Origin of the sequence: Pseudosulfitobacter pseudonitzschiae (assembly GCF_002222635.1) — a bacterium.
Lineage (GTDB): Bacteria > Pseudomonadota > Alphaproteobacteria > Rhodobacterales > Rhodobacteraceae > Pseudosulfitobacter > Pseudosulfitobacter pseudonitzschiae_A.
Genome location: NZ_CP022415.1, coordinates 1954409 through 1966281 on the forward strand (window position 1 = coordinate 1954409; position 11873 = coordinate 1966281).

Annotated in this window: 14 protein-coding genes; 10 read left to right on the plus strand and 4 right to left on the minus strand. The window is 60.3% G+C overall.

Annotated features, from left to right (window positions below; all coding sequences use genetic code 11):
* Positions 1-2 precede the first annotated feature (2 nt).
* Entirely contained in the window at positions 3-536 is a 534-nt protein-coding gene (locus tag SULPSESMR1_RS09455; protein WP_089420586.1) for a hypothetical protein, read from the plus strand.
* Positions 533-964 carry a hypothetical protein gene (locus tag SULPSESMR1_RS09460; protein WP_089420587.1) on the plus strand — a complete coding sequence of 144 codons (432 nt, stop codon included), beginning with the start codon at positions 533-535 and terminating at the stop codon, positions 962-964. Before SULPSESMR1_RS09455 ends, SULPSESMR1_RS09460 begins: the two co-directional genes overlap by 4 nt.
* On the opposite strand, the gene SULPSESMR1_RS09465 is transcribed toward SULPSESMR1_RS09460, so the two are convergent.
* Complete coding sequence (locus SULPSESMR1_RS09465; RefSeq protein WP_089420588.1) at positions 961-1626, minus strand: transglycosylase SLT domain-containing protein; 666 nt, start codon at positions 1624-1626, stop codon at positions 961-963. The genes SULPSESMR1_RS09460 and SULPSESMR1_RS09465 overlap by 4 nt on opposite strands.
* A 375-nt stretch (positions 1627-2001) precedes the next feature.
* Here SULPSESMR1_RS09465 and SULPSESMR1_RS09470 point away from each other — a divergent pair, with 375 nt between their 5' ends.
* Positions 2002-3309 (plus strand): hypothetical protein, encoded by a 1308-nt coding sequence (locus SULPSESMR1_RS09470; RefSeq protein ID WP_240311321.1) that lies wholly within the window; start codon positions 2002-2004, stop codon positions 3307-3309.
* Here the strand turns inward: SULPSESMR1_RS09470 and SULPSESMR1_RS09475 are convergent.
* A complete protein-coding gene (locus tag SULPSESMR1_RS09475; protein ID WP_089420589.1) occupies positions 3306-3815 on the minus strand; it encodes a hypothetical protein in 510 nt (169 codons plus the stop codon). The two genes, SULPSESMR1_RS09470 and SULPSESMR1_RS09475, sit on opposite strands and share 4 nt — an antisense overlap.
* Before the next feature lie 119 nt (positions 3816-3934).
* Here SULPSESMR1_RS09475 and gatB point away from each other — a divergent pair, with 119 nt between their 5' ends.
* From gatB to SULPSESMR1_RS09490, 3 genes are all read left to right on the plus strand, one after another.
* A complete protein-coding gene (gene gatB / locus SULPSESMR1_RS09480; RefSeq protein ID WP_089420590.1) occupies positions 3935-5446 on the plus strand; it encodes an Asp-tRNA(Asn)/Glu-tRNA(Gln) amidotransferase subunit GatB in 1512 nt (503 codons plus the stop codon).
* A gap of 129 nt (positions 5447-5575) precedes the next feature.
* Positions 5576-6076 (plus strand): thioesterase family protein, encoded by a 501-nt coding sequence (locus SULPSESMR1_RS09485; protein ID WP_089420591.1) that lies wholly within the window; start codon positions 5576-5578, stop codon positions 6074-6076.
* A 77-nt stretch (positions 6077-6153) separates the two neighbouring features.
* A complete protein-coding gene (locus SULPSESMR1_RS09490; RefSeq protein ID WP_089420592.1) occupies positions 6154-6681 on the plus strand; it encodes a DUF4177 domain-containing protein in 528 nt (175 codons plus the stop codon).
* A gap of 7 nt (positions 6682-6688) precedes the next feature.
* Here the strand turns inward: SULPSESMR1_RS09490 and SULPSESMR1_RS09495 are convergent, their stop codons facing one another.
* Complete coding sequence (locus SULPSESMR1_RS09495; RefSeq protein ID WP_089420593.1) at positions 6689-6946, minus strand: BolA family protein; 258 nt, start codon at positions 6944-6946, stop codon at positions 6689-6691.
* Positions 6947-7032: 86 nt separating this feature from the next.
* On the opposite strand from SULPSESMR1_RS09495, the gene SULPSESMR1_RS09500 reads away from it, so the two are divergent.
* The gene (locus SULPSESMR1_RS09500; protein ID WP_089420594.1) at positions 7033-7659 is read left to right on the plus strand and encodes a DnaJ domain-containing protein; all 627 of its coding nucleotides are present in this window, start codon (positions 7033-7035) and stop codon (positions 7657-7659) included.
* Positions 7660-7765: 106 nt separating this feature from the next.
* Here the strand turns inward: SULPSESMR1_RS09500 and SULPSESMR1_RS09505 are convergent, their stop codons facing one another.
* Positions 7766-8329: a fasciclin domain-containing protein gene (locus SULPSESMR1_RS09505; protein ID WP_089420595.1), complete on the minus strand. Its 564-nt coding sequence runs from the start codon at positions 8327-8329 to the stop codon at positions 7766-7768.
* A gap of 275 nt (positions 8330-8604) precedes the next feature.
* Here SULPSESMR1_RS09505 and cobS point away from each other — a divergent pair, with 275 nt between their 5' ends.
* Genes cobS through cobT form a run of 3 tightly spaced genes read left to right on the plus strand, consistent with a single transcriptional unit; the run spans position 8605 to position 11854 of the window.
* Entirely contained in the window at positions 8605-9591 is a 987-nt protein-coding gene (gene cobS, locus SULPSESMR1_RS09510) for a cobaltochelatase subunit CobS (protein ID WP_089422261.1), read from the plus strand.
* On the plus strand, positions 9588-9980 hold the full coding sequence (locus tag SULPSESMR1_RS09515; protein ID WP_089420596.1) for a hypothetical protein: 393 nt from the start codon (positions 9588-9590) through the stop codon (positions 9978-9980). Before cobS ends, SULPSESMR1_RS09515 begins: the two co-directional genes overlap by 4 nt.
* The gene (gene cobT / locus SULPSESMR1_RS09520; protein WP_089420597.1) at positions 9977-11854 is read left to right on the plus strand and encodes a cobaltochelatase subunit CobT; all 1878 of its coding nucleotides are present in this window, start codon (positions 9977-9979) and stop codon (positions 11852-11854) included. The genes SULPSESMR1_RS09515 and cobT overlap by 4 nt, the downstream gene beginning before the upstream one ends.
* Positions 11855-11873: the final 19 nt, after the last annotated feature.

Here is an 11873-nt window from a genome sequence, read left to right on the forward strand (position 1 = left end):
ACATGCCGATAGTTCTGGGCATGATCGTGGTCGGGATGATCGTATATTTCACCCTGCTGCGCGTGCGACGTGGTTCGGATATGGTGGCCGAGGTCATCGACATGGCCAGCGACGTCCGCGCCGCCGCCCGTCGTTTCGGCTTTAAACGCCGTACCGATGTGCATCCCGTTGACAGCATCGAGGATACCAAACTGGTGCTGGGTGCGCTGGCCACCGCATTTCTGGAGCTTGACGATCTGCCCACCCGCGATACCCGCGCGGCGCTCAACGTACAGTTGCGCCTCCACGGAATCGCGCAACATGCGCAACAGGCCCAAGAAATCGCAGTGTTGGGCCATTGGTTCGTGCAGACCTGCGGCGGCGCGCAGGCGGCGGTGACACGGCTGGCGCGGCGTCTTTATAAACTGGACGGCGGCGCATCACTCCCGACCCTGATGGCAGTGCTGCAAGACACCGCTCACGCTGCGGGCACGGACCCGAGCAAACGCCAGGTCGAGGCGCTGGACGACATCAAGCGCGCCTGTCACCAGATATGAGCAACTATATCTACACACGCAACGGACGCAGACCAGCAACCGCGGTAACAGTGGTGGTGGTGTGGGTCTTGCTGGGCCTTGCGATGGTGCTGCTTGATGCCTCGATCTGGGTCGCGGGACTGGGGGTGCTGGCCACCCTGCCCGCGCTTTTTGATCTGGTCACGGCACGGGTGTCTTCGCTGCTGCTGAGCGATACAGATATGGGCTGGCAATCGGGCAAAAGGACGGGCGGCGTTCCCTTGGCGGAAATTCAAACCGTTCGGCTGGACACACGGCTGGATATGTCGATCAAGGCCACGTTGATCCGGCACTCTGGCGCATCTGTGCGTCTGCCGCTGGACGTGGTGCCGCCTGCCCAGTCCTTTGAGGACGCGCTGAACGCACGCGGCATCAAGGTCGAGCGTCATCATTTCCGGCTGATCGGCTAATCCTGATCTTTGCGCGCTGGCCGCATCTTGGGCCGTATCGCATTTGGCAGCGCGCAATAGGGTTGTCTGCGCGTCCAGTTTGCGATGTCGCGGCGCTTGTCCGGATGGCGCAACGGCCCCCAATCGGCAGCGACCCCGCGCCATCTTTTGTCACGGCCAAAGATCACACCGTCACGCGGCACTGTCACCGCCAGAATTCGGATCGCGCACGACAGGTTGGCCGCCCCGTTCATCAGGTCCGGGCCGGTGCCCGCATTGCATTTGTAACCGCGCGCGGTGGATGGCAGGATTTGCAGCAACCCGTACCAGCGCCCCCCGCCCCCAACCGCTTTGGGTTTATAGGTGCTTTCATGTTTGGCCAGCGCCGACATGAACCCCAACCAGAAGGCACGGCGTTCGCGCACGCTGGCGCGCGGATAATTCGGGCACCACTCTTCGACATCACGCGGCACAGTCCGGACCAGCGGCGCGCCATGCGCCTTGAGTGCGGACAACGCCGCGCGGTTCCAGATCATGTGATCGGCCTGATGCGACCAGCGGGTGCGCGGCACATCTCCGTCGCGCGCAGGCGGGCGCGGCATCTGTGACAGGTCGGCAAAAACCGGAGCGCTGGCAGACAGCCCCCACAACATCACCCCGACAGTCATCAGCACCCGTTTCATCGCAGCACTATGCGCAACAGATTTATACCAAATCAAGCAATCAGAAACGTCTGGACCTTACGTTCATCACCGTTTTGGAAACAGCACGGAATTCTATCGCCACATTAGCGCCATTTTCGGCAAGGCGCCCAGATTCGCGCAAATTGACACCACCCAAAGAGGCCGTCACGCAACTGTGAAACAGTTAAATTTTCATTACCAAATTTGCAAAAAATTACCTAAAAACCGGCACATGGCGCATCCTAGGCACGAACTGTGGCGAGGTTGTGCACCTGCGTCCATCAATCGGCGTCAAAGCTCCGCACGGGTGCCACGATTGCGCCTCAAACGCCCTGCAAATTGGCATCAGTCAGTTCAGATTAACGAGTAAATCAGATGCGCGCAAAGCTCCCAGTTTTCAAACTGTTCAATATGTTCCGAAACATGGCACATGCCACCGCGCCCCATCTGGCGTCTGACGGGGTTATCGACGCTTCGGGTTCGGCGGTGCGCCCACAGCGCGCTGTCGCACCTGCTGTCACATCTGTCCCGCCTCCGGCACTCAGCATTCCGTGCCCTGATCCCACCGGCGAAGACCGTGCTTGTGATAATCACCAGAAAAGCGGCCTGCGTATGGCTCGTCAGGAAAACTGGGCTGCTGTCTCTGACGCGATCCACGCCGCCGAAGCCGCAGGCAGCCGAACACCGGGCGGGATGCCGGTCGCCGACCTGATCGCCTTTGGCGCGCGCTCGGATGTGGTTTATGCCGCCGAACACGCTTTGTTGTCAGGGCACCCTGCCAAAGATGCACCTTTGCTGGATGGAATCATCGCACTGGAAGAAGTGTTGATGGAGTTCCCCGACGACCACGCCATCGCAACTGTAGTGGCATTGGCGCACATCGACATCGGCTGGGCATGGCGCGGCTCCGGTTGGGTCGTCGAAGTGCCCCAGCGCAACCGTGACGCCTTTGACGCCCATTTCGACCGTGCCCGCAACATTCTTGAAAGCTATCCGGCGGAACGCTTCGACGCCCCGCTTCTGGCGTCCGCCCACTGTGCCCTGCGCAACGGCCTGCCAACCGACACACGCCGTCTGGTCGACGCCTACGAGCGGCTGATCGACCTTGATCCGCTGAACCCCCGCGCTTTTCGCAATTTTGGCACGCATCTGCTGCCGCGCTGGCACGGGTCGGTACAAGAGCTTGAACTTCAGGCCCGCCGCATGGCCAGTCGCACCCAAGCTGTCTGGGATGCAGGCGCCTATACATGGGTTATGCTGGATGCCATCGCGCTGGATGATGCTGCGTGCAGCCAACTGGATCTGGAGTTTTTCATTGAAGGCCTGCACGACATTCTGACCCGCCGCACCGACCAGCACACGGTGAACCTGCTGGCTGCCTACTGTGCCAATACGATGGGCATGACACTGGACGCCGCCGACGAAGTCGCCTTTGTGCGCAACCAGATTGCGGATTGCGGCAAATGGATCATCCGCCAGCACCTGACCGAGTTGCACCCGATGATCTGGGCCCATGCCGCACGCGGATTTGACAACAATCTGCGGGTACGCTGCCCGGACCGCTTTGCCGCCGCAGGGGCGGCCGATGCGCACCGCATCCTGTGTGACATGTTCCGCCGCGAGTTGTCTCAGGGCAAGCGCGTGGTGTTTACCGACCGCGGCGCACAACTTGAGCCCGCCTAGGTCCGGGTTCGAGGCAAACGCCGCGTCGATGCTGCCAACAGCGCGCGCGAATATAACACATGCGCGCCCAGCAGGCTGTCAAACACCGGCCCCAGTACCATTGCACCGGACTTTGACCTGACCGGCACCACAACCGATCCGAAAAGCAGCTGGGTATCAACGTCTTGGGCCACGACCATGAACCATGACTTGGTCCGCCCCGACCGTTCCGCCAATATCATCTCGTCGTTGTGTCGCGCCTCGACCTTCCAGACGGCAAACCGCTCGGCTGTTCCGTCGGCCACCGCCCGTGCTTGGGCATCCGTGGACGGCGCCCGCGCCGCCAGCCGCAACACCAGGCGTTCGGCTCGAAACAAGGGTGTGGTGTAAAACGCCGTGACAAAATCGGTCAGGCTGACCTGCCCCGCCACCACCGCGCTGTAGCAATCTGTGTGAAACCCGGCCAGTCCGGCATAGGCATCGATCAAACTGCCCGAAGGAACATCTTGTGAAACAACTACAACCATAACGCCCCTTAGCACCGCGGGCCCAGGTCCGCACAGTCCGCGCAATGTCGCAGCCTCTTGCAGCACAGCGGGCGCTGGACTACACCAGCCCGCAATGCCCCACAGCCTTTGGTGAGACTATGCTTGATCTGTCCTATGACCTGCCGAAACCCCGTGTGATTGCCGGTGCCAAACACGACTGGGAACTGGTAATCGGGATGGAAGTCCACGCTCAGGTGGCCTCGAACGCCAAGCTGTTCTCGGGTGCGTCGACCCAATTCGGGGCCGAACCGAATTCGAACGTGGCCTTTGTCGACGCGGCCATGCCCGGCATGTTGCCCGTGATCAACGAATATTGCATCGAACAGGCCGTGCGCACAGGTCTGGGCCTGAATGCCGAAATCCACCTGAAATCAGCTTTTGACCGCAAAAACTATTTCTACCCAGACCAGCCGGCGGGCTATCAGATCAGCCAGTTGTACCACCCCATCGTGGGCGAAGGCGAAGTGCTGGTCGAACTGGGCGACGGCACAGCGCGCCCGGTGCGCGTCGAACGCATCCACATGGAACAGGACGCGGGCAAATCGATTCACGACATGGACCCCGAAATGTCCTTTGTCGACCTGAACCGCGCCGGCGTCTGCCTGATGGAGATTGTCAGCCGTCCCGACATACGCAGCCCCGAAGAGGCCGCCGCCTATATCCTGAAGCTGCGCCAGATCATGCGTTACCTGGGTACCTGCGACGGCGACATGCAGAACGGCAACCTGCGCGCAGACGTCAACGTTTCGATCTGCCGTCCGGGTGCTTACGAGCGCTACCGCGAGACCGGCGATTTTGGCCATCTCGGCACGCGCTGCGAGATCAAGAACATGAACTCGACCCGCTTTATCCAGCAGGCTATCGAGGTCGAGGCGCGACGCCAGATTGCCATCGTCGAGGCGGGCGGCGAAGTCGATCAGGAAACCCGCGGCTTCGATCCTGTCAAGGGCGAGACACGCACACAACGGTCCAAGGAAGAAGCGCACGACTATCGCTATTTCCCCGATCCCGACCTCTTGCCGCTGGAAATCGAACAGGACTGGGTCGACCGGATCAAGGCTGACCTGCCCGAGCTTCCCGATGCCAAAAAGGCACGCTTTATGGGTGATTTCGGCCTGACCGACTATGACGCCAGCGTGCTGACCGCCGATCTGGACAGCGCCGGTTATTTCGAATCCGTTGCCGCTGGGCGCGACGGAAAGATGGCTGCAAATTGGGTCATCAACGAGCTGTTCGGCCGGCTGAAAAAAGACGACAAGGACATCGACGAAAGCCCCGTGACGCCCGCGCAACTGGGCGGCATCATCGATCTGATCGCCTCGGATGCGATCAGCGGTAAGATCGCCAAGGACGTCTTTGAAATCGCCTATACCACGGGCCGCGACCCGGCCGAAATTGTCGAAACCGAAGGCATGACCCAAGTCACCGACACCGGTGCCATCGAGGCCGCCGTCGACGAGATCATCGCCGCCAACCCCGATCAAGTCGCCAAGGCGCAAGAAAACCCCAAGCTGGCAGGCTGGTTCGTGGGTCAGGTGATGAAAGCCACCGGCGGCAAGGCCAACCCAAAGACCGTCAACCAATTGGTCGCGCAAAAGCTCAAGGGGTAACCCCCCTTCTTTTGGCTTTAAATATCCAAATCCCGCACCCGCCACGCGCGGGTGCGCCGCGACGTCGCGCTTTACCTCGCAGCACAGGCCGCTCACCTTGGGTCAACTCAAGTGACACAAAGGTAGACCATGACTGACACAAAATCCCATTCCGACTTGTTGTTCCGCAGCGCGCTGATGTCTGTGCGCGCCGACTGGATCGACTATAACGGTCATTTGAATATGGCCTATTATTCGGTGCTGATGGACACGTCGGTCGATGATCTATACCCCCAATTCGGCTTTGGGCCGGATTATCTGAAATCCACCGGCTGCACGACCTATGTGGCCGAATTGCACATCTGCTACGTGCGTGAGTTGCACGCGGGTGATCAGGTCTATTCCACTGTGCATCTGCTTGATTTTGATGAGAAACGCTTTCATCTTTATCAAGAAATCTGGCACGAAGACGGCTGGCTGGCCGCCACGGGCGAGGGGCTGACGCTGCACGTTGACCAGTCCGGCCCGCGTGTGGCCCCCATGCCCGAGTCCATCATCGAAAACCTGCGCAAGATGCACAGCGCCCAAAGTGCGCTGCGGTGGCCTGCGCGTGCAGGCCGCAAGATCGGTATTCCTCCGCGCAAAGGCTGATGCGCCCTTTCACATCCCGGCCCCAGTTGGTATACACCCCTCCGCAATGACATCATCAGGGGCGGTTGCACAGGGTCATGACACAGTACGAATACAAAATTGTTCCGGCACCCGCCAAAGGCCTGAAGGGTCAAGGCATCAAAAGCCCCGAGGCGCGCTATGCCAACGCGCTGGAGACGCTGATGAACCAGTTGGCGGGGGATGGCTGGGAATACCAGCGCGCCGACACCCTGCCCTCGACCGAGCGTGCGGGGCTGACAGGATCAATCACCGAGTGGCGTCACCTGCTGGTTTTCCGTCGCGCATTGCCCGAGGCGCGAACGGAAAAGGTCGCAGTGCCGGACCCGCCCGAGATACTGCTGCCGCCTGTGAAACAGGTGGTCGAAGACACGCCCGAACAGGACGTCACCAAAGACACCCCGGACGGCGATGACGACGCAAAAGTCGACAAGGACGAACAGAAAACCCCGCGTCAGGGTGCCACACAGATGCTGTCCGACAACGGCGTCGAAGACACGTCCGAAGTTTCGGGCATGACCAATTCGCTGCAAAACCTTGCCAGCAACCGCAACCGCCTCAAAGGTGTCACCAGAGGCGACAATTAACCGCCCCTTACGCGTCGGCGTCGATGGCCAGCGCGTGAATACGTCCCATCAACTCGGCCCCGATGGCCGCATGAACCGCACGGTGACGGGCAATTCGGCTCTGACCCGCAAACTCATCCGCACGGATGCGTACGTTGAAATGGCTTTGCCCCGCATCCGGGGCACTTGCATGGCCCGCATGAGATGCACTATCGTCCACGACCTCCAATTCGCGCGGTGTAAAGGCATCGTTCAATTTTACTGCTATCTCGTCTGCCACTCGCATTTTTTCGCTCACTTTTTAACTGTGCCCCCTTCTATCTCCGCCCCAATATCCTAAAGTAACGGCCCAGAGTCGATAAGGTTGTCCCAATGTCCAAGTCTGATCCCTTCGGTTTCGATATGTCCGTCTCCTCCGCAAAGAAAAAGAACCCGCGCGGACGTCGCGGGATGTCGGGGGCGTCCGAAACCTCGACTCGTATTTGCGATCACGACGGATGCGACGAGCCCGGCAAATATCGCGCGCCCAAGGCGCCGGATGTGCTGGACGACTATTTCTGGTTCTGCCAGCAACACGTGCGCGAATATAACCTGAAATGGAACTTTTTCGACGGCACCACCGAGGCCGAACTGAACGCGCAAATGTCCAAGGACAAGGTCTGGGAACGTGCAACCAAGCCGTTGGGCGACCCCGAGGCGCGGGCTTGGGCGCGTCTGGGCATCGAAGACCCGCATCAGGTGCTGGGGGCCAACGCGACCCAGAATCCAGGCAAAAGCGCCGGTGCGGGCAAGAAACTGCCCCCCACCGAACGCCGTGCAATGGACATTCTGGAAGCCAAGGACAGCTGGACCAAGGCCGAAGTGCGCAAGGCCTACAAGGCGCTTATCAAGGTGTTGCACCCCGACATGAACGGCGGTGATCGCTCTCAGGAAGAGCAGTTGCAAGAGGTCATGTGGGCTTGGGAGCAGATCAAGGCCAGCAAGAACTTCAAGGACTAACGGATCTGATCCGGGGGCCAACCAAAGCCCCGAACCCAAAAACGCCCCGCAACAAGCGGGGCGTTTTGCGTTCAGCCGACATTACATCAGCATCCGCGAGCGGGTCTTATTCCGCGGGCAGCAGAACCGCGTCGATCACATGGATCACACCGTTCGACTGTTTCACATCTGCGATTGTAACTGTGGCCGTGCCGCCGCGCTCGTCTTCCAGAACGATGTTGTCACCGTCCATCTTGGCCTGCAGTGTGCAGCCGCCGACTGTGGAAACAGGATGCACACCGCCGTCATCCGCGATCATACCTGCGATTGCGTCAGACATCGCATCGGCTGCTACGACGTGACAGGTCAGGATTGTTGTCAGCATGTCTTTGTTCTCGGGCTGCAACAGTGTTTCAACCGTGCCCTCGGGCAGTGCGGCGAATGCGTCGTTGGTCGGAGCGAATACTGTGAACGGACCTTCGCCCGACAGTGTTTCAACCAGACCGGCCGCCTGCACAGCGGCAACCAGCGTTGTGTGATCTGCCGAGTTTACCGCGTTTTCAACGATGTTCTTGTCTGCGTACATGGCAGCACCGCCGACCATCGGATTGTCCATTGCCGAAGCGGCAAAACCAAAGCCCGACAGGCTCAGGACGAGTGCGGATGTTGCAAGTGCTTTAGTAGAAAACATAGTGATCTCCCAGATTGATTTCAGTCATAGGCGTGCTGCCATATGTGAAAAGAGGTACGAGCCCCGACGCCTCGTAGTTTCAAATTAGATGCAATTTTTCGTTCACGATGATTTCATGTCCATCGGTTTGAAATGCCTCAGCCGCGCGCTAAGCGACGCCACGTCCCGCTCTTTCACGATGCTTGCGCCCCTGCCCCCTTGCCACTCGCCGCGATATGTTGCACCACCTGCAGGGTGCGTAAGGGCGCACGAGATACCAAAGACAAGGACAGATGATGGCCGACGGTGAACTGGATATTAATGCGAAACCCACCGAAGAGATTTCCGTGCGCGATGTCTTTGGCATCAATACGGATATGGTCGTCAAAGGCTTTGCCGACGGATCGGAGCGGGTGCCCGACATCGACAGCACTTACAAGTTTGACCCCGACACCACGCTGGCCATTCTGGCAGGGTTTACACACAACCGCCGTGTGATGATCCAAGGTTATCACGGTACAGGCAAATCGACCCACATCGAACAGGTCGCCGCCCGCCTGAACTGGCCCGCCGTGCGCGTCAACCTTGACAGCCACATCAGCCGGATCGACCTGATCGGCAAGGATGCGATCAAGCTGAAAGACGGCAAGCAGGTCACCGATTTCCAGGAGGGCATTCTGCCTTGGGCGCTGCGCAACCCGACCGCCATCGTGTTCGACGAATACGACGCGGGCCGCGCCGATGTGATGTTCGTGATCCAGCGTGTGCTGGAAGTGGACGGCAAGCTGACGCTGCTGGACCAGAACAAGGTAATCCACCCGCACCCCTATTTCCGTATTTTCGCAACCGCCAACACCGTTGGTCTGGGCGACACCACGGGCCTGTACCACGGCACGCAACAGATCAACCAAGGCCAGATGGACCGTTGGTCGCTGGTGGCCACGCTGAACTATTTGTCGATCGACGCCGAAACCGCGATCGTTCTGTCGAAGAACCCGCAATACAACAACGCTGAAGGCCGCAAGACCGTCAAACAGATGGTTACTGTCGCTGATCTGACGCGCACGGCCTTCATGAACGGCGATCTGTCCACTGTGATGTCGCCCCGTACCGTGATCGCATGGGCACAGAACGCCCAGATCTTCCGCAATGTGGGCTATGCCTTCCGTCTGTCGTTCCTGAACAAATGCGACGAGCTGGAGCGCCAGACCGTGGCCGAATTCTATCAGCGCCTGTTTGACGAGGAACTGCCGGAATCCGCGGCCAGCGTGAGCTTGGGGTGAGCCTGAAGGCGCTGACAACCGCAGCCGCCCTTGGCGCGCTCGGCGTCGGCGCCGCACAGGCCGCCCGCGACCTGTCGATCTACCCCGCCGCCCAATGCGCGGCTCTGTGGCTGGGCTATTCCGATTATGCGGCACGGTCGCTCTATCTGGATGTTGACCCGACTGACGCCACCCGCACCGCTGCCTTTCGCGCTGTTGCCTTGCGCCTTGGCACAGCTCCGCGCACCAAGATCGACCACTTTATTGCGGGCCAACGCCCGCAGATGGAAACGTTGGTCGAGGCGATGATCTTTGGCCGCGACCGCCAAAGCGCGGATGTGTTTGAAGCCCTCGGAGAAACCTGCAAGAGTTTCGCCAAGGACCACCCCGAAACCCGAAAGCTGTCATGAGCAAACCATCAGACAACCCCGCAGACGCATTCAAAAAGGCGCTTGGTGAAGCGACCAAGGTCATGGCCAATGACCCCGAACTGAACGTCAGCTATTCTGCCGACCCTTCGGGGCTGTCGGGCGATGCGATGCGTCTGCCGCAAGTCACCCGCCGCATGACTCGCCAAGAGGTGCTTTTGGCGCGCGGCACCGCCGACGCGCTGGCACTGCACCGGCGCTATCACAACGGGCAGACCCATTCGAAATACCTGCCCTCTGGCGAAGTGGCCCGCGAGCTTTACGAGGCGATGGAAACCGCCCGCTGCGAAGCAATGGGCGCGCGCGATATGCCGGGCACCGCCGGCAACATCGACGCCAAAATCGCCAACGAGGCGATGCGCAAGGGATACGATCAGGTCAAACAAGCCTCTGATGTACCACTGGCCACCGCCGCTGGCTATCTGATCCGCCATCTGGCGACAGGGCGCCAACTGCCTGCGGGCGCGCAGAACGCGATGGAAATGTGGCGCGGCTTTATCGAGGATCAGGCGGGCGTGACGCTGGACAACCTTGACAAGACGCTGGACGACCAAGCCAATTTTGCCCGCTTTGCGCGCCAGATCATCAAGGATTTGGGCTATGGCGACCAGATCGGCGACGACCCTGATCAGATCGACGAGGATCAGGAAGACCAGGCCGAAGAAGGCGCTGAAGAGGAACAAGATCCCGACAGCACCGGCAACGACGAAGACGACGGCGAAGAAGCCGAAGGATCACCCGAGCAGTCGCAAGAAGAGCAGCAGGACGCGTCGCAGGCACAGGTCTCGATGGACGAGATGGCCGATCAGGAGATGGGCGAAGAGGCCGAAATGCCCGAGGGCGAAGCGCCGCTTGAGCCGCCCGCCCCGCAGCCTCACAGCGACGCCGACCCCGACTATAAGGTCTATCTGTCCACCCACGACGAGGAAATCACCGCCGACGAACTGGCCGAACCGGTCGAGCTGGAACGCCTGCGCGCCTATCTGGACCAGCAGCTTGAGCCGTTGAAGGGCGCTGTCAGCCGTCTGGCCAACAAGTTGCAGCGCCGCTTGCAAGCGCAGCAGAACCGCAGTTGGGAATTTGATCTGGAAGAAGGCACGCTTGACGCGGGTCGTCTTGCGCGGATTGTTGCAAACCCGACCACACCGCTCAGCTTCAAGGTCGAGAAAGACACCGAATTTCGCGACACGGTCGTGACACTGCTGCTGGACAACTCGGGGTCGATGCGCGGCCGCCCGATCAGCATCGCCGCTATCTGTGCCGACGTACTGGCCCGTACGTTGGAACGCTGCAACGTCAAGGTCGAGATTCTGGGCTTTACCACCCGCGCATGGAAGGGTGGTCAGGCCCGCGAGGCATGGCTGAACGACGGCCGCCCGCAAACACCTGGCCGGTTGAACGACCTGCGCCACATCATCTACAAATCCGCCGACGCCCCGTGGCGCCGCGCGCGGCCCAATCTGGGTCTGATGATGAAAGAAGGCCTGTTGAAAGAGAACATCGACGGCGAGGCGCTGGAATGGGCCCACCGCCGGATGGTCAACCGCTCGGAATCGCGCAAGATTCTGATGGTGATTTCAGACGGTGCGCCGGTCGATGACAGCACGCTGAGCGTCAATCCCGCCAATTATCTGGAAAAGCACCTGCGCGACGTGATCGCGATGATCGAGAAACGCCGCGCGGTCGAGCTTTTGGCAATCGGTATCGGGCACGACGTGACCCGCTATTACGATCGCGCAGTCACGATCACCGATGTGGACCAATTGGCCGGTGCGATGACCGAGCAACTGGCGGCGCTGTTCGACAGCGACCCGCGTGCGCGCGCCCGCGTGATGGGAATACGCAACGTCCGATGAAACAGCGCCCGAGCGGCGC

Coding starts and splice junctions, on each gene's coding strand:
- SULPSESMR1_RS09455 (WP_089420586.1), top strand. CDS start 3: ATGCCGATAGTTCTGGGCATGATCGTGGTCGGGATGATCGTATATTTC.
- cobT (WP_089420597.1), top strand. CDS start 9,977: ATGAGCAAACCATCAGACAACCCCGCAGACGCATTCAAAAAGGCGCTT.
- SULPSESMR1_RS09490 (WP_089420592.1), top strand. CDS start 6,154: ATGACACAGTACGAATACAAAATTGTTCCGGCACCCGCCAAAGGCCTG.
- gatB (WP_089420590.1), top strand. CDS start 3,935: ATGCTTGATCTGTCCTATGACCTGCCGAAACCCCGTGTGATTGCCGGT.
- SULPSESMR1_RS09505 (WP_089420595.1), bottom strand. CDS start 8,329: ATGTTTTCTACTAAAGCACTTGCAACATCCGCACTCGTCCTGAGCCTG.
- SULPSESMR1_RS09475 (WP_089420589.1), bottom strand. CDS start 3,815: ATGGTTGTAGTTGTTTCACAAGATGTTCCTTCGGGCAGTTTGATCGAT.
- SULPSESMR1_RS09470 (WP_240311321.1), top strand. CDS start 2,002: ATGCGCGCAAAGCTCCCAGTTTTCAAACTGTTCAATATGTTCCGAAAC.
- SULPSESMR1_RS09460 (WP_089420587.1), top strand. CDS start 533: ATGAGCAACTATATCTACACACGCAACGGACGCAGACCAGCAACCGCG.
- SULPSESMR1_RS09500 (WP_089420594.1), top strand. CDS start 7,033: ATGTCCAAGTCTGATCCCTTCGGTTTCGATATGTCCGTCTCCTCCGCA.
- SULPSESMR1_RS09465 (WP_089420588.1), bottom strand. CDS start 1,626: ATGAAACGGGTGCTGATGACTGTCGGGGTGATGTTGTGGGGGCTGTCT.
- cobS (WP_089422261.1), top strand. CDS start 8,605: ATGGCCGACGGTGAACTGGATATTAATGCGAAACCCACCGAAGAGATT.
- SULPSESMR1_RS09495 (WP_089420593.1), bottom strand. CDS start 6,946: ATGCGAGTGGCAGACGAGATAGCAGTAAAATTGAACGATGCCTTTACA.
- SULPSESMR1_RS09485 (WP_089420591.1), top strand. CDS start 5,576: ATGACTGACACAAAATCCCATTCCGACTTGTTGTTCCGCAGCGCGCTG.